The organism is Pseudalkalibacillus salsuginis, assembly GCF_021646685.1.
GTDB lineage: Bacteria > Bacillota > Bacilli > Bacillales > Fictibacillaceae > Pseudalkalibacillus > Pseudalkalibacillus salsuginis.
Map to the genome: position 1 here is coordinate 1,011,230 of NZ_JAKJHW010000001.1, position 17,458 is coordinate 1,028,687.

Sequence of the window (17,458 nt, forward strand, 5' to 3'; positions counted from 1 at the left end):
TCTTCATCTCATTTTTCTATTCATGTGAAGGTTTCCATGATTAAATAATTTTAAAAAATCATAACTTTCTACCCTTAAGTCTGTACCGAATAAGTTGAATCCGCCAAATGGGTAACACACCCCGTAACATACCTATGAGAGTGCCCGTTTCTAACGCATTTCAAAACTGGACTGTTCAATCTTCTAAAAAGATGACTTAAGATGTAAATGAGCATCTACTAATGTAAATTTACTCCATGATGCTTCACATGTTCGAAATCATCCATGGCGACTTTATCATAATGAACTAATTCTTTCGGATCTGTGTCCCAGAAAGAAATTTCAGAGTGGAATGCTCCTTCTTTTAGCCACTCTCCTTTTACATACGGGAAAGTTGACATTGTCGCGGTGATTACGATATCTGATTCTCGAATTGCTTCTTCTGCACTTGTCACATTGACAACGTTTACATTTAGCTCTAATTGCATTTCTTTTACGAATTGTTTAGTTTTCTCCTCATTTAAGTCGAATACTTTAATTTGTTCAATTGGATTTTTAAACACACCTGTTACAGCCATTAACTGTGTTCTACTTTGGACACCTGCTCCAATGATTCCTACTGTACGGGAATCTGGATTGGCTAAATATTTTATAGCGATACCAGTTGCCGCTCCAGTTCTCATAGCGCTTACAATTGTTCCATTCATAATTGCAAGGGGAAAACCATTATGTAGATCAGATAAAATAATGATGGCAGAAGCCCTCGGCTGTCCAATTTTTCTCGGATTTTCTGGCATACTCGGAATCCACTTCATTCCTGCTACATCAATTTCACCAACAAGATAAGAAGGCATCGTCATTATTCTTCCTCTTGTCTCTTCTGTTTCAGGTCCTCCCCAGCGAATAACCGGTTTTGACGGTTGGATTACTTCCTTGCGGCCGTGTAATTCGAAAGATTTTTGAATCGCTTCAAGTGTACCATCCATATCTAGACCACCGGCTTCGATGCAGTCCTCTTGTAAAAGGTAAATAAACCAACCCTTTTACTTTGTTCTACTTTTTCTAAATTCTTCACTGGCCATAGTAGATTCCCCTTTTGTCGAATTTATCAAAAAATTTGATTAACTTTAATGTATATTAGCACCTAAAAGGTTTGATTGTAAACCATTTTTTAATAAAAAGGTTTATCTGATCCTTTTGCGGGTGAATTAATCAAAAAAAGACATTACCTAATACTCCCATGAAATCAGCTCGGTAATGTCATACTATTTTAAAATAGTAGGATCTTCTACTTGATTTGTTTATCTTTTAGTGTTTCAATTAAATTGCTTATTTTTTGTATTCTATGACCCCCTCCAACTCCCTCTCATCCATCAGCCATTTCGTTTACACTTATAGGTTTTTGCTTTACTTTCTCAAGAAAGTGACAGGGTGGGTATCCCCAGTTCCGTTAATTACTTTCCTAACATGTCGTTCCCCATACCCCGAGAGATTCTTCGGTGCTGCTGTTCCAAGCTCTTCACACCTTCCATGGTCTTTGCCCATTACACCAAGGCTCGACTTCTCTTTGGCTACCGTAGGCAGGTTCTTTTGACGAGACGGTAGGATTCACTTTATGTTACAACCTGTTAGTTTGCTCGCACTCTTTGTTAGAGTTACTTTGTAACAGGGCTACAACCTTAGGATTTTTCCACTAGTTGCCTGTCAGCTACTGAGCGTCTTGGCACTTACTCAGGTTGGACTTCCACCAACTAGCAATTAACGGCATGCTGGGCACGCATACAAAAAAGAGCAAACTGTTATGAAATGAACAGTCTGCTCTTTTCTTTCGTTGTAAGTATCTATAAGGAATTGGGGGAGTTTTCCTAATACTAATTTACATAATAACACAATAATTACCAATTAAAAAATCCAGGTGAGCCGTTACCTCACCAACTAGCTAATGCGCCGCGGGTCCATCTGTAAGTATTTGACCTAAGGCAAAACTGATAAACACTTTTTTATGGACTCCAGATATTGGTGCAATTGTCTAGCTCTTACTCCCTGTCACGTTACAATGCTCCTTTCTGAATAAATACTTTTAAAAATGGTTTATTTCACATCTTTCACTAATTCTTTCACTAATTTATTGTAAACAGCAATAGAAAGTGCGATATCTAAGACACCGGATCCGACACTTTCATAGAGCGTGATTTCTTGCTCATTTTCTCTTTTTGGAATTTTTCCAGTTAGCACATCTCCCACCGTACCTGACACTTTGTCTTTGGTAATCTTTCCTTGTTCGAATGGAATCAAAATATCACCGGCGGCTTCCCATAAACCCTCAACGTGTTCCGTGATTACTTTATCCGATTTCAGTACTGTTTCTGTATCAATTTCCTGCATAAAAGAGGTAAAAGAACCAATCGCGTTAATATGTGTACCTGGTTTGACTGAACTTCCTTTAAAAACAGGAGTGAGTGAGGTAGTACAAGTACAGATGATATCAGAGGATGACACGCACTCGTCAGCCGTTTTAGCCGCAATGATTTTATATGGCCGATTTTTGATCTTTTCAATTCTTTCAATAAAACTTTCTACTCGTCCAGGATTAATATCATACACGTAAAGTTCCTCAATAGGTCGAATTTCTTGGATGGCCAATACTTGAGAGAACGCTTGGAGACCTGAGCCGATAATTCCTAGTTTGTTGGCATCTTTTCTTGCCATTAAGTCAGTAGCGATTGCTGCACTGCCGCCTGTTTTGATGGCAGTCAGATAGTTCGCATCAATCAGTGCTTGAAGTTCGCCAGTTTCAGCTGAATATAAACTGATTTTAGAGATTGTACTAGGCAGACCTTTTTTCAAATTCCCATGGAAAACAGATGAGAATTTTGATCCGAAGAAAGGTTTGTTCGTACAATTAGCGACTAACCATTGTCCTACATTTTTTTCGCCGCGAATAGGCATAAAAATACGGTTTCCTGCATAAATTTTCCCTTCAACACAATCTTCATAAGCTTCCTTGATAACAGGAAGAACCAGTTCCATATCAAGTATATTTTGTACTTGTTCTTCTGAAATTTGTCGCATAATATCCCCCTTAGATTTAAATAGTGCCTAATATTATATAAATTTTACAGGTTTAGTAAAATTTTACCTTTTTAATAATTTGCGTAACTATGATGGATTTTGGTGAAGTTTTTGTACAAGAACCAATTACTACTAAAATTTCCGGAAAACTTTTCCCAATATTATATATTCAGTCTAATTTTCAAAACCCCCTTATGCCCAAATATCTCCTATACTGAATCCTTTAGGAAAAATATAATAAGACTGTCATTTCTCGGTGCTTTTGTTTTCCCAGATAACAAATCGGATAAAAGTAAAACCTGAGGATCTTTAACCCAGCCTTTTTCCATCGGGTCTATAATATCACCAGATTCTACCTTTCCTTGTTCCGAATCAATATAATAATAATCAGCTTGCTCAAACAAAGTTTGTGGCAATTCCCTCATATTACTTTTGTAAGATCCTACCCTACAACTAACTTATTTTTATAAAGATCCGTATCATCTGGAATAACGGGGGAGACTGATGTTGTTGCCGTAATAATTATTTCTGAATTTCGAACTAACTCCCTTGATAAGGAATTCTCGATGTCTTTTCCTGAAAGTAATAACAAAAAAACGCCTCCTTTTTATAAACCATCATTAATTAATCCAAACAGTTTTTGAAATAATAACTTCGCTTGATACAGCAGAGTTTACACAATCCTTTAAGCTACCAAAAATTACACCTTTATTTATAAGAGCTTTGTCTACAAGCTGTAGTAATGCTTATTTATAAAAATTACACTATTTACCTAAAAGTAACTTTGGAAGAAACAATGCTACTTCAGGGACAAATGTAGTAATTAATAATGTTGGAACCCATGCAAATAAAATCATTACCATTGTTGGACCTAATAATTCTTTTATTGGTGCTTTACTCATCCTACCACCAAGATATAATAAAGGAGCTGTTGGCGGTGTAAGAAGTCCCACACCTAGGTTTACACCAATAATTGCAGCAAAATGAATCGGATCAACACCTAGATTTACAACTATAGGGAGTAGTAGTGGTGTAGAAAGTAATACAGCACTAACATCATCCATCAACATTCCAATAAAAATTAAAAATAGATTAATCAATAGCATTAGTAGTAATTGATTTTCTGTAATTTTAAATAGTAGTTCCATTAACGTATCCGGTACATTTTCCATGATAATAATACGACTAAGAATCATAATGGCAAATAACATAACCATGAGAACACCTGTTGTAGTTGCCGCCTCAGCTAATGCTTCAAAAAGTCCTTTACTTTTTAATTCTTTGTAAATCCAAAATCCTACCGGAATTGCATAAATTACCGCTATTGCCGCAGCTTCTGTTGGCGTCATTATTCCTCCATAAATACTACCTAATACGATAAATGGCATTAATAAACCAGGCATAGCTGCAACAGTTCTCTTTTGGAATCGCTTTCCTCTCGTTAATAATATTTCACTAGGGTTTTCAACACTTTCAATATTTCTCTTTTTCATATAAATAATATTAATTATACTTAAAAAAGTCATTAAAATAATACCTGGCCCTACTGTTGCAAGGAAACTAGCTAATACAGATTGATTTCCAATCCAAGCATATAAAATCATAAGAGCACTTGGAGGAATAAGTAAACCGAGTACGGAAGCACTAGAGATTAATGATGTTGCAAAGCCCCTTGAGTAACCACTTTCCTCTAACCGAGGTAACATTATTTTTCCAATACTAGTAAGTGCGGCCGCCGCACTACCAGACATTGCCCCAAAAATTCCACAAGCTAATATTGTAACAATTCCCATTCCACCTTTAATTTTTCCTACAAAAAATTCTGTAAAGTCAACAATTCTCTTTCCAATACCACCTATACTCATTATAGAACCAGCCATAATAAAAAGTGGTATTGCCAATAAAACCGTATTATTTAGTTTACTAAATCCATAAGGGATTAAAAAGCTAGGATCATAACCTAATGCAAATACTAAATATATGACTGTTGCTAAAAAAACAAATGGTATTGGTATTCCAATGATTAAAGTAAATATTAAAATTAATAAAGCAATTAACATTTCCATTACATCCCACCCTTATATTTTGTATTAAAATTTTAGTTCCCAAGATGTGCTTTCAGAGAACTTTCTACTTTACTTTCTACTTTATCTTTTTTCATTTTATGTTTAACTAAACTAATTTGATGAAAAAAATGAATCAATGAATAAAAAGACATTAATATAAATCCAATAAATACTGTTCCATGAGGTATATATAAAGGTATTTGATAGCCGGATGTTGTACCACCATTGTTAAAACTCCAAATTAAGTACTGTGCAGTCCAAAATGTTATAATTAAACAAACAATAAGTGTTACAGCTGAGGTTATCAATCTATTCCATGCTTTTATTTTTTCACTTTTAATATAGGATTCTAAAATATCAGCAGTGATGTGACTTCCCTCGTAACTACCTTGGGCAGCACCTATGAAATACAACAAAAATATGGGGATAAGGAGTAGTTCTTCAATTCCAAATAAATCGATTTTCAAAACATAACGAAAAGTTACAGATAGAAATAAGCCGATCAGAATAAGGATGCTGGATATGACCATAATCCCCTTCTGTATTTTGATTAATATACCCAGGTAAATCCTCTCCTTCCTATAAATGCAAAATTAAACTTTTTAAAGCATAAGATTATTGTATTGGAAATGGCATTTATACTTTAAAACACATAGGTAACATGCCATTTCCACTAGAAAGTAAATGTTATTGTTTCATTAATTCATCAATAATATCATCACCTAAATGATCTTTAAGCTCTGGCCAAGTATTCTTTCGAACATGCTCAGCTAATTTTTGAATTTCTTCTTCATTTAATTGAACAACCTTTATTCCCTCTTCCTCCAATTTTTCTCTGTATTCCTTATCATAGTTTTCAACAGTTTCAATACTCTTAGCCATCATTTCTTCGGATAAGTCCTCTATTATTTTACGATCCTCTTTATTAATTTTTTCAAAGAGATTTTTATTTATAATAAAAGCGTCCGCATTAAAGAAATCATTCGTTGAGTAAAAATATTTTATTACATCACGAAAGCCCAGATAATTTAAGGAAGCTTCTCCACCAGACCATCCATCTGCTGAACCTGTTTGTAAAGAAGTATATAAATCTGCATATGGAATTGTCACAGTTCTAAAACCAATATCCTCCATTGGTTTTTTGAATACATCATCTGGTGGTACCCGTATTAACAAACCTTTATCTTCTCCCAAGTCTAATAAATTTGTCATTTCCTTAGCAGTACCAATTCCTCCGAAACCATTTGCATAAAACCCTAGTAATTGAACACCCTGCTCATTATTTATCTCTTGTAACTTATTAAAAACATAAGAGTCAGTACCAATTGTTTTTTCTATATCTTTATAATCTTCTATTAAATATGGAACAAAATTTAATCTTAAACGATCATCTAATTCACCCGGAAGCGAGATTAAAGCCATGTCAATGGTTCCCTGACCTACTTCTTGATACACTGTCGTGTAATCTCCCAACTGGTTTGCTGGATAAACCTTTACATTAATTCGTCCATCAGTTTTTTCTTTTACCTGTTCTGCGAATTTATACAATGATTGAGTACTTGGATGATCATCTGGTGATTGTCCTGAGATTCTTATATCAATGGTATCTCCAGCTTTTCCTTTTCCATCTGACACGCTTTCACTTGAACTACAGGCTGAAACTACAAGTGATGCAAGTAATATAGCAAATAAACTAAAAATCTTTTTCTTCAAAATTATTCCTCCTTTATAAATTCGAATAAATGTATCATTTAGTATAAAAAAGTTAAATTATATTTCTTGCCTCACCACCTCCTGTTAATAGAACAATATTAATAGAATGAACAGTCTGAATTTAATTCTTATAGTCTATTCTTTTGGTGATGTTTTAACCTTATGAGTGTGGGTTAACAAGTAATAATGGAGTGTATATATTTTACTTTAATAAAAAACCGTGTTTTATTGGATCATCCAGATGTAGTATAAATTCGTGACTTCTTGTAACGAAAGCGTTTCCATTAATTTTAGAAAAAATAGTCGGAAAATTCCCAACTGTTGTTTTATCAACGACTCGTCCCTAAAATTTAGTATCTATACTTCCCACTGGCCATTTGTGTCGGTTTAACGGTATCAGCTGTAACGGCGACGGAAATATTTGTTTCTTGGAAAGTAGTCCCTGCCGAGAACTTTATGTTTATGACAGTGTTGGCAATCTAAGAGTAAATACCGGTACAGCAATAGCATATGCAACCTCTTGGAAGCGACAATCGATTTTGCTGCTACCTCTAAATCAGCTGTTTCATCCACCACAATCCCGTCTTTTCCGCCTACTTCTGTATTGACCCGTTTGATCCACTTTTGGCCTTTAGTCGTTTTTCCTGTAAGCTCATTAATATGAAGGCCCACATCTTTAGATCCTGTGAAACTAATGAAGCGTCCGGTAATAAAATCTCCCATGACGGATGAATCTCTGAAACGTATCGAGTTTAAGAGTATCAAGTGTTTTAGTCATTTTGTTTCCTCCTAGAATATGTTTCTATTTAAATGTATTCTTTAAGACAAATGCAACATTTTCAGGTCGTTCTGCAAGTCTCCGCATAAAGTAGCCAAACCAGTCAGTTCCGTAAGGTACGTAAACTCGAACTTTATATCCCTGTACAGCTAATTGCTTTTGTAGAATCAGAACGAATCCCGTATAACATTTGAAACTCAAATTGATTTTTGGGGATGTAATGTTTTTGTGTAAATTGAATGATTTTATCGACTATCTTGTCATCATGGGTCGCGATACCTGCATAATTTCCATTCAACAGGTGTGTTTTGATGATTTTTTCATAATTCTTGTCAACATCCGCTTTTTTAGGGAAAGCAACTTCGGAAAACTCTTTATAGGCACCTTTTACCAAACGTAAATTTGCCTTATATTTATTTAAATCATCGACATCTTCTTTTGTTCGGTAGAGATATGCTTGTAATACCGTTCCAATATTACTTCTTTACGACCGTGTAATTCAAAAGACTTTTGAATCGCTTCCAGTGTCCCATCCATATTTAGACCGCCAGCTTTAATGCAGTCTTCCTGGGAAAGATAAATACAACCTTTTTACTTTTCTCTAATTTATTGAGCTCTTTAACTGTACTCATTCAAATCCCTTGAATCTTCTAAAAATTTGTAACCTTTTGAAAATATTCTAGCATTAAATATAGTTTGTTGTAAACCTTTTTTTATATAAAAGGAGCAATCGTTCCATTTTTTTATTAGAAAAGGACATTAACTTAGCATAGAGCTTAATTAATGTCCTTTTACTAAAATTGTAGCAGGCTCAGGGGTAATCCAAAGTTTTTAACCAACTGTTCTTGAAACACAAAAACATAAACCAAAAGATTTAGAGAATTATGAACTAAAATCTTTAATGAGAGGTACTCTTCAATTAGCTGATACAGTAATATGATTTTCGAACGAATAAATATACATGGTATTGTATGACTCCATGTGTCTTTGTATTTGATTTTAAATTTGAATCGGCACGCCATAAAAATAACCCTTGGCATAAACGTTGTTATGCCAAGGGTTATTAGATGTTATCCGATTGAGCCTTCCATTTCGAATTTAATTAAAAAGCGCTTTCAAACCCTTTTTTACTTTTGTAAAAACGTTAATATATCAAGGTTTTGAGGAATATATACTATTCAAAACAATTCACCTTTTGTCAATCTTAGTTGGCACAAATTTGGCACGAAATTGGCACGTTTTTCAACTTAAAGAATTACAATAAGTTGTTAAAAATTATCTCTTAGTAAGAGTAATTAAACAAATATAATCCATATATAATAAGAAAGAGATTCGATATAACCCAATATATGATGATCATACATTTTACTCATGACTTATTCAATTAAAGCGCCCCCGTTTGTTGAGTAAGCAATGTTTTAATCAAATTTTGCAAATGATACTAAATCTCCTTTAGGATTACGTATTTTAGGGAGAATTTCTTCGTAAAATCCTTTTCGAGTTACAGGAGTATCGTCAATCATCCTGTCATACTCTTCGATTCATTTTCACTCATTTTGTTCTGAGTCAATAGACGTTTATTATATTTTAATCCCTGTACGGCCAACCATAAATTTTAATTTATAATAGACACTTCCGAGGACAAAGATGTACTTGTAATTCAATTTCTAGTAATATTTTTATGCTTTGTAAAATAAGCCATTAAAATTAAATCAAAATATTTTCCCGAATCAACCTTAATAGCTGCTAATTTTCGACCTTCTTTAGTGAACCCTGCCTTTTCATATAAAGAAATAGCATTTGTATTATCAGCAAAAACCTCGAGTGAAACCTTCTCAATTAAAGAATTCTCCTTCGCCCAATTAATTAATTCCGTTAACAAAGCTTTACCAATTCCTTGATTTCTAAATTCGGCGGCGACACTCATACCAAAACTCCCATGATGCTGGACCCTCTTTTTATTTCCATTATGAAAATCTAAAAAGCCTATAATTTCCCCCTGGTATTCAGCTAAAATTGCAAGCTTTCCTTCATCATTTAACATCTGCTTTAAGAAGTCTTTTTGCTGTTCGATTGTTATCTTAAATTCTTCCTCAGTAGTCAATAAATAGGGAGAATTACTAATTATCGCTTTATTAAATTTAAGTACCTTGTTAGCATCTTTAGTAAATGCTGTTCTCACTTGTATCGTTTCTCCATTCTTGATTTTATATCGTTTTAATTCAATTTGGCTCAATAAAAGACACCCCCTAAAAGATCGGGTTATGCTGCTTAACTGAATAATTTCGCTTTTACACCCGTTAGCTGAACAAGGTCAATTGCTTATTCGAGATATTGAATAGGGACCTATTGAAAAAAATTATAGTGGTTTTCGTTTTGAAAGGCTCATTTTAAAAAATACTGCCTCTTAATATGATAAATCTTCAACTAAATTACCAATATCTAATACCAAGTCAGGTATCCATTCACTTGCAATTGGTATAGCCTTTAACCCATAGTCTAACAACCATCGAACTACATGAATTGTCCAACAAATCCCCCCAATGTTTATTTGCCATTCAATATCATGAGCCCAGTTTTCATCAATGTTTTCACAAAAGGCAGTAATTAAATCAGTTGGACTTATATTGTAGTCCTTAGCTGAAGTAATTAAACAATATAAATCTCCTAAGTGGGGACTTATATAGGCTGATGACCAGTCAATAACAGCGAGTCCCTCATCGTGAATCAGTAGATTTTTTGGATGATAATCATTATGGGTCAGTGTTTTTGGAAATTCCTTATATAACCGATTAAGATGTTTCGGTAACTCTTCCAACGCTTTTTTTAGCACATGTTGTGCAATTTCTATATACGTTTGTTGATTTATGTACGTTAAATCATTTAATACATCTTTTTTTGAGACGAGGTAAGATAAATAATCTTTATTTGTAAGTTTTCCTTCTGTTAGAGCAACCCTTGCCTTTGTGCGGATACTTGATAAGGTTTGCGCTGCTTTAACAAAATATTTAAATTGAGGAGATTCTTCTATCGTTTGCCCTTTAAGGTCTTCCATTATTAAAGCACCAATCTTATTATCTTCATAGACGTTATAAATTGCTGGTACATTTAGCTCAAATGGGATAAGCAATTTTTTATATACTGAAACTTCACCAGAGTTTATTTCTTTTCCTATTTTAGCTATCATTGTATTTCCATCTGGCATTACTATTCTCCAAACTTCAGAAAGTGACCATTGACGTAAAGGTTCCCACTTAACTGCTTTATTTAAAATGGGAAGGAAGTCAATATAATCTCTCCAAAATTGAGGTGCATTCTCCATTACTATTCTCCTCCCTTCGTAAAACTATTTTCATGTTCACATGCTCTATTTCTTTATGTAGTCATGTAATTCCTTGTTCCACTAAACTGCCCCGTTTGTTCAAAAAGAAAAAAGCCACCTGGGATGGCAGCTGGATCTTAAAGTAACGCAACCCGTTTGTGTAAGTCTAGATAAACAATACAGATGATTATTTTTTTTGTTTATTATTTTTAGAGGTTCCTGTAAAGGGATTTATCTTATATGTTAAATCTTTTCCAGCTTCCTTTTCTTCTTTCGAAATTCTCTTTCCTAACAAAGCATAATACCAAACAAACACCCCTAAACTTAATAAAGTTGGTTATGACTTCAATGATGATGGTGAGAATTTAAAGGTGCCAGCAGAAATGGTGAAGGTTTTTAACGGAAGAAGTGTAGAAGACTTTTTCAATCAATTTCAAGACAAAAAAATCCGTGTGACAGTTGAAGTTTTAGAAGAAATACAAGAAAAATACTAACGTTAAACTTTCTTCTTTCTATAGGGTTCGATGCCCTATAGAAAGAACTTATACAAAGAAATAAAAGGAAGGAGAAGCATCTCCCTCCTCCAATTTTTAAACATATCCTTTTTCTTTTAAGCTGGTAAACCCGACTTCTGCATTGACAATCAGATGGTCGAGAACCTCAATCCCCATCATTTGTCCAGCCTCGACAAGACGTTTTGTCACCTCGATATCTTCCCTGGATGGTTTTGTATCTTGAGAGGGATGCTGGTGACAAAGGATGATGGCTGCACTGTTATTTAGGATTGCACTTTTGAATACTTCCCTGGGGTGAACAATGCTGGCATTGATTGAACCTACATAACAACGATGAACGGCAACTACTCTGTTTTTTGTATTGAGACACATGACAAAGAATACTTCGCGATCATCTTCTCCGATAAATCCAGCCTCAACTTTTGCAGCATCTTCTGGAGAACGGATGATGTGTGTTTCCCCTCCTTCCACCTCTGAAATCACCTGTCTAATCCGTTGAATCTCATAAATTATTTCCATTATGAAACAACTCCTTTCTTTGTTTGAAAAGAAAGGAATTTTTGTGAAAACGAGAGTAGAAGGATTACGAATGTATGCGCAAGCATCAAGTGGGAAGTTACGGCATCTGCAAAACCCAATGACTTAGCCAGCGTTCACGGTCGTTTTTTACCTAGTTACGCTGGCTTAGCCGACTTGGTTTTGTTTGCGGCCGTTCGACCACGCAGATCCTTTACCGAGTGATGAGCAAATAATTATACTGAGGAGAACAAAGGAAGGATAAAACCATGGATAGTGGAGGAGGCGGTGGGAACATCCCGGAAGAGATAGACCGCCTAACGTTAAAGGGCTCGATGCCCGATTGACGTTACAAAAAGTAGGCAGTTCATTTTCTTAAGCATTCCTAAGAACTTTGTTGATACAAATTTAATTCGTTATATATATTTGGACTATTTCTCCTAACTCAAACCAATAACGACTATGTCGAATGTACTGTTTCTGGTTACAATCCATAAACCGTAATTTTGCAGCCCCTTTCCCATTAAAACAACCTCGGTTGGTATTTATCAATCATTTAACATATAAGTTGACATATGTTTTAAATTTATTATTAATATATGTTTAATCTGTGTCAAATCTGTGTCAATCACCTTTATTAAAAAGATATTACCTCTTGGATAAATAACGATAGAATGTTCTGATGTCTAAGACTGATTCTGTCAAACTTTTAAAGCGCCAGAGCTTCACCTTTAGTGAAAAAGTAAAAACAACGGCTTAAGCCGAAGGAAATTGTTTATCTTACCGAACAAGACGTGGAGTTTAATGAACGATACCGTTATTGAGTGCGTACAAAACCATTTTTCAAAAGGCGGCTGCACTGTTTGAATCACTGGCACAAAACCATTCGATGCTTAACGGCAACAAACGGACAGTATTTACCGAACTGGATCATTTTTTATTTTATAATGGCCACGAACTTGTAATGGATCCCCAGGAAGATGTTGAATTTACAGTGGATGTCGTATTGAAAAAATGACTTTTGAAGAAATGGGAGAACGGATAGAATTTTATTCTAAAGTACTTAAATAAAGAAGCTAAGAAGAACTTTAACGGGTTCCGTTTTGAGGTACAAACACGAAATTCGCAGCCAAAATCACAAGGCAAATCGCAGAGTTTTTACAGACAGTTTCGCAAAGGAAGTCACAAGAAAAAGAGCTCAGATCTGAGCTCTTTTCTCCGTTATATTATCCTGAGGGGCTTTATTCCATTAAAGCCCCCTATAATGGAACAAGCCGATATTCAAAGTTATTGTTTTAATGCTCAAGAACAATTGCTCTTTATTTTATTCAATTAAGTTGCCGTCCTTATCGTAGTAATTATAGGTGTATCTCTGTTCTTTATCGTCGGGTAAATCAATCCATGTTGCGGAGTTCTTATGAATTTCAAATTCTTTTATATAAACATGTTCATTAACACCTAATTTCATTTTCGCTATTTCATTTTCTTCCGTTGTTACCACAAGAAATAAACTAAATCGACCATCATTGTGAATTAAGAAATTAGAAAGGGAACCTCCACTACTTCTTTCAACACTATTCCACTTATAATTTCCATATTTATTTTTTGTAAATTGAATATAAGCAGGTCTTCCATTATCTAAAAATGGAACAATCCTTTGACTCCCTATATTTTTGATCTCAATTACTTCGATAGATGAATCCTTGTGCATATCTATAGAATGTATTGTTTTGATTATAGATTCTTCATCATTACCATTAAGATAAAATGAACTATTCAAATAACCATAAATCGATATAACGCCTAACAATAAGGCAGCAACTAAAAGTAAAAAATTTTTCTTATTCTTTACAAGCATACTAACCCCCCATAAACTCTTGTAAAATATATATTAAAACAGTCTAACTCCTCAATTGTTAAATATTAAACAAAAGAAGCGTAATCCTTCTTAGAACAACGCCCCCTTTATGGAATAACTTTTTTAAACAGTATTACGATGTTGATTCCCATAAAAAGATATTTAAAATAGAATCCTTGGCAGGAACCTGTAATCGATCATAACTAATTAGGAATTCACTGTTGTCATAACGGACTTCTTTAAAGTTACAGTCAATAGACCCATTATCTTTTATTAGCACTGTGGAATATGTAGCAATAGGTTTGTAATTACAACCCAAGGCCCCTGGATTAATAAAAAGTCGATTATTTGTTTTAAAATGATGAAGAATATGGTGGTGACCAAAACACACTATTTCAGCTTCATCACCATCATATAGTTTTTCAAGTTTTACTGAAGAAGGGTTGCGATCTATCGGTAGGAATTGGCCCTTACCATCTAAATGATAATGAATCAAACGTATCTTTACACCGTTAATTTCTGTAACTATGCTTTTGGGGATCCTACATAGGAAGGGAAGAAATTTCTTATCCCATATGTTCTGCAATCCAGTAATGATGAGCCCTTTCCTCACCTTGACTTCCAGGTTCTTTACCTTCGAGTATGTTAAGAACAGCTCCATCGTGATTACCTATGACATATGTAATATTACTTCGCGAATGCAACTGCTCAAGATCTTCATTTGTTTCGTGCCCAATGGCGATTAAATCCCCCGAGACAGTATATATGATCAATCTCTCCGTCACTTTCTATATCAGAAAGTACGGCTCTTAGGGCAGAACTGTTTCCGTGAATATCTGTTAATACCGCTATTTTTGTTTGCATAAAACTCCCCCAACTTCGTATTTGGCGAATTCGGTATTTGGTTATCGCCCCGATTATGGAATAAGTAACCCACTGATACTTGCATATATTATAATGGAGTAACCAATTTCTTTTAAATAATGAAAATTAAATTTTATCACCTGAAATTATGTGCCAATGTAGATGTTTCGAATCTTGGTATCTACCTAAGTTTGTAATTACTCGACAAGCACCGTAATCAGTTTCTACTTTATTAGCAACCTTTCTTACAACATCCATCAATTCATTAAATATTTCAAGTTCTTTATCCTCAATTTTAGTTAAAGAAGGAATATGAACTTTAGGTATTGCCACAATATGTACTTCATACGATGGTTTTGTATGGTGGTATGCTATAACTTTATCCGTTTCTTCTACCTTATCCACTTCCGTATTTCCACTCAACACTTCATCGCAGTAAAAATCTTGTGTCATAACAATAACTCCTTTTCTTCAGTTAGTTTAGTATGGTAGCAGTTTTAATAGATGTATTTAATTCTTCATTTAACTTTTTATAATTTATGTTCCAATAATAATAATAACCGTTAGAAATTTGAAAAATTCGTTCTCCTTTGATAAGTATACTTCCACCATAAGTAGTGTTATCTATTGTTCAAATAAGAATCTTTGTAAACTCTGGTGTTTTTTCTGGATTAGAGTCAGTAACTTTCGAATGTTTTTTCATACTTGATATTTCATTTGCAATAGTTAAGACCTTTTCTTTGTCAGTTATTAAGTATGATTTATTTTCCTTCATAACAATTACAGAAAACTAATACCATCACTATTCCAAGAGTAATTGAAGTTAAAATCCACCAACTTCTTTTATTCAGTACCTGTACCCCCCTTATAATTAGTATTCATATTAAACAGGAATGCTACCTGATTCTTATGCATTAAACACAGGGGCGTTATCCTTTTAGATCAATGACCCCTTTTATGTATTAAATGAAATTAACCCGTTTACTGATCATGATTATTTTTGGTGACTATAATGCTTTTTAAAGAATTCTTCTAAAATCACCTTATGACTTCTAACAATATTCTCTGGTAACTCCTTCGGTTGAAAGAAATCAAATTTAATAGATTCAGCTTTGTCAACGTTTATAATTCCTTCATAACCTTCGGAATAATAGGCAGTGGTTACAACATAAAATTCATCACCATTTTCAGCTTTTATATAATTTTGTGGACCAGAATATACATTAATAAGATTAAGTTTGCTTACCGTAAGACCTGTTTCTTCAAAAAGTTCTCGCCTAGCAGTATCTTCTGTAGATTCACCTAATTCCATCAATCCTCCAGGTATTCCCCAGGCACCATTAGGAAATTTACGTTGTTGTAATAATAACCTTCCAGTATTATCAACAATTACTGTTACTGAACCCACAAAAATTAATGGTCTATGACCTACAATCTCTCTTAAATCTTCAACATATCCCAAAACATAACTCTCCCTATAAATAGAATATAAAAGAATCTACAAAAATTCAGGATGCTAATACCAATTATTTCAAACTAATGGATCTAACTCAATAGTTAATTTCATAATAAAGAGACATATCTACTTCGATATGCCCCCTTTTGTGGAGGAACTAATCTGTGTTTAATGTAATGGTTTCTGCATTATCATTCCATTCCACTATCACTTCTACCTTGGAGTCTTTACTAATTTTGGCAGTGGTCGGATTACCCTTTGAGCTATCTTTAAGAGAGCCGTTTTCCTCCAATGTTAAACCACTTCCTCCAAAACTCCCTGCATTAGTTTTTACATCATAAGCAATTTCTCCAACGGAATCTACATTTTCACCCTTATAATGAAGTACAAATTCCTGATCTTCATAGTCATTGTTTTGGTTAACATTCAGACTAGCTGCCCAATTTTCCGTTTCGCCAGAAAAAGTAAAGTTTTCCGAATTACAAGCTGTCAACAAAAATAGACCAACTACTAACACGGTAAGCTTTCTCTTCATATTACCCCCCTTAAGATAACTTATTTAATTCCAATTATTACAAATTTATTGATGTAACTCAATTATTAATTACACAAAAGAGGCTAATTCTATTCTGGAAATGCCTCCTTTTTCCTTATTCCACAATCCTGCCCGATTGCTGGCTCAAAGAAATGGATAAAAGAAAAGCACAAAAACTTAACTTGCACATAACCCTGTCAAGTAGACAATTATAAAAAGAGCACTTTAAGCTGCGGCCTTTTCACGATATTCAATCGGGGAAAGGCCGTTAAATTTTTCTTGAAAACGATCATTATTGTAGAAATCAATATACTCTTGGATTGCCTGAAGTGCCTCTTCTTTTGTTTTTGGTTTGTTAAAATACAACTTCTCTGTTTTAAGGTGAGAATAGAAACACTCGATACAAGCGTTGTCATGACAATTTCCTCTACGTGAGTGGCTTCCTCGCACTTTTAAATTCGTCAATTGCTTATCATAACTATTCGTGGTGTATTGGAAACCTTGATCAGAGTGAATGAGTGCGTCCTTATGAAAGGATTTACCTTCTAGCTGCTTTAACGTATCCGTTACTAATTCAAGGTCATTGCGATCCGATAGTTCCCATGCAACGATTTCGTTGTTATAAAGGTCCAAAACGGCCGATAAAAAGCTAAATGAATCCCCCACACGTACATACGTAATGTCTGTTACTAGCTTCTGATACGGTTTTTCTGCGTAAAATTCACGATTAAGTACATTAGGGAATAAGACCGAACCCCGTTTTCCATAGAATGGTCTTTTCTTA

The 17,458-nt window shown here is 34.2% G+C and carries 17 protein-coding genes and 3 pseudogenes; 2 read left to right on the forward strand and 18 right to left on the reverse strand.

Features of this window, described 5'->3' with window-relative positions; all coding sequences use genetic code 11:
* Positions 1 to 218 precede the first annotated feature (218 nt).
* The 11 genes and pseudogenes from L1611_RS05070 to L1611_RS05115 all read right to left on the reverse strand — a co-directional run bounded on the left by L1611_RS05070 (position 219) and on the right by L1611_RS05115 (position 10,930).
* A complete protein-coding gene (locus L1611_RS05070) occupies positions 219 to 965 on the reverse strand; it encodes an ornithine cyclodeaminase family protein (RefSeq protein ID WP_236311983.1) in 747 nt (248 codons plus the stop codon).
* A gap of 1,105 nt (positions 966 to 2,070) precedes the next feature.
* Positions 2,071 to 3,051: an ornithine cyclodeaminase family protein gene (locus L1611_RS05075; RefSeq protein ID WP_236311984.1), complete on the reverse strand. Its 981-nt coding sequence runs from the start codon at positions 3,049 to 3,051 to the stop codon at positions 2,071 to 2,073.
* Positions 3,052 to 3,260: 209 nt separating this feature from the next.
* The gene (locus tag L1611_RS05080; protein WP_236311985.1) at positions 3,261 to 3,476 is read right to left on the reverse strand and encodes a hypothetical protein; all 216 of its coding nucleotides are present in this window, start codon (positions 3,474 to 3,476) and stop codon (positions 3,261 to 3,263) included.
* Between the two features lie 339 nt (positions 3,477 to 3,815).
* A complete protein-coding gene (locus L1611_RS05085) occupies positions 3,816 to 5,117 on the reverse strand; it encodes a TRAP transporter large permease (RefSeq protein ID WP_236311986.1) in 1,302 nt (433 codons plus the stop codon).
* A 32-nt stretch (positions 5,118 to 5,149) separates the two neighbouring features.
* Positions 5,150 to 5,647: a TRAP transporter small permease gene (locus L1611_RS05090; RefSeq protein WP_236311987.1), complete on the reverse strand. Its 498-nt coding sequence runs from the start codon at positions 5,645 to 5,647 to the stop codon at positions 5,150 to 5,152.
* A 157-nt stretch (positions 5,648 to 5,804) separates the two neighbouring features.
* Entirely contained in the window at positions 5,805 to 6,830 is a 1,026-nt protein-coding gene (gene dctP / locus L1611_RS05095; protein WP_236311988.1) for a TRAP transporter substrate-binding protein DctP, read from the reverse strand.
* 202 nt (positions 6,831 to 7,032) lie between these two features.
* Positions 7,033 to 7,161: pseudogene (locus L1611_RS20905) on the reverse strand (proline racemase); the annotation flags it as partial.
* Positions 7,162 to 7,352: 191 nt separating this feature from the next.
* A pseudogene (locus L1611_RS05100) lies at positions 7,353 to 7,559 on the reverse strand (aldehyde dehydrogenase family protein); the annotation flags it as partial.
* A gap of 73 nt (positions 7,560 to 7,632) precedes the next feature.
* A pseudogene (locus L1611_RS05105) lies at positions 7,633 to 8,086 on the reverse strand (proline dehydrogenase family protein); the annotation flags it as partial.
* Positions 8,087 to 9,268: 1,182 nt separating this feature from the next.
* Positions 9,269 to 9,844, reverse strand: coding sequence for a GNAT family N-acetyltransferase (locus L1611_RS05110; protein ID WP_236311989.1), 576 nt, complete (start codon positions 9,842 to 9,844; stop codon positions 9,269 to 9,271).
* Between the two features lie 171 nt (positions 9,845 to 10,015).
* Entirely contained in the window at positions 10,016 to 10,930 is a 915-nt protein-coding gene (locus L1611_RS05115; RefSeq protein ID WP_236311990.1) for an aminoglycoside phosphotransferase family protein, read from the reverse strand.
* Positions 10,931 to 11,301: 371 nt separating this feature from the next.
* On the opposite strand from L1611_RS05115, the gene L1611_RS20625 reads away from it, so the two are divergent.
* A complete protein-coding gene (locus L1611_RS20625) occupies positions 11,302 to 11,424 on the forward strand; it encodes a hypothetical protein (protein WP_265738346.1) in 123 nt (40 codons plus the stop codon).
* 96 nt (positions 11,425 to 11,520) lie between these two features.
* Here the strand turns inward: L1611_RS20625 and L1611_RS05120 are convergent, their stop codons facing one another.
* Positions 11,521 to 11,964, reverse strand: a complete 444-nt coding sequence (locus L1611_RS05120; protein WP_236311991.1) for a JAB domain-containing protein — start codon at positions 11,962 to 11,964, stop codon at positions 11,521 to 11,523.
* A gap of 817 nt (positions 11,965 to 12,781) precedes the next feature.
* Here L1611_RS05120 and L1611_RS05125 point away from each other — a divergent pair.
* The gene (locus tag L1611_RS05125) at positions 12,782 to 12,979 is read left to right on the forward strand and encodes a type II toxin-antitoxin system death-on-curing family toxin (RefSeq protein ID WP_236311992.1); all 198 of its coding nucleotides are present in this window, start codon (positions 12,782 to 12,784) and stop codon (positions 12,977 to 12,979) included.
* A 306-nt stretch (positions 12,980 to 13,285) separates the two neighbouring features.
* On the opposite strand, the gene L1611_RS05130 is transcribed toward L1611_RS05125, so the two are convergent.
* The 6 genes from L1611_RS05130 to L1611_RS05155 all read right to left on the reverse strand — a co-directional run.
* Positions 13,286 to 13,819: a hypothetical protein gene (locus tag L1611_RS05130; RefSeq protein ID WP_236311993.1), complete on the reverse strand. Its 534-nt coding sequence runs from the start codon at positions 13,817 to 13,819 to the stop codon at positions 13,286 to 13,288.
* A gap of 133 nt (positions 13,820 to 13,952) precedes the next feature.
* A complete protein-coding gene (locus L1611_RS05135) occupies positions 13,953 to 14,432 on the reverse strand; it encodes a metallophosphoesterase family protein (protein WP_236311994.1) in 480 nt (159 codons plus the stop codon).
* Between the two features lie 377 nt (positions 14,433 to 14,809).
* Positions 14,810 to 15,136 (reverse strand): HIT family protein, encoded by a 327-nt coding sequence (locus tag L1611_RS05140; protein WP_236311995.1) that lies wholly within the window; start codon positions 15,134 to 15,136, stop codon positions 14,810 to 14,812.
* Between the two features lie 541 nt (positions 15,137 to 15,677).
* Positions 15,678 to 16,145, reverse strand: coding sequence for an NUDIX hydrolase (locus tag L1611_RS05145; RefSeq protein ID WP_236311996.1), 468 nt, complete (start codon positions 16,143 to 16,145; stop codon positions 15,678 to 15,680).
* A 151-nt stretch (positions 16,146 to 16,296) separates the two neighbouring features.
* The gene (locus tag L1611_RS05150; RefSeq protein ID WP_236311997.1) at positions 16,297 to 16,674 is read right to left on the reverse strand and encodes a hypothetical protein; all 378 of its coding nucleotides are present in this window, start codon (positions 16,672 to 16,674) and stop codon (positions 16,297 to 16,299) included.
* A 225-nt stretch (positions 16,675 to 16,899) separates the two neighbouring features.
* The coding region (locus tag L1611_RS05155) for an IS3 family transposase (RefSeq protein ID WP_236311998.1) at positions 16,900 to 17,458 on the reverse strand (559 nt) is incomplete at its 5' end.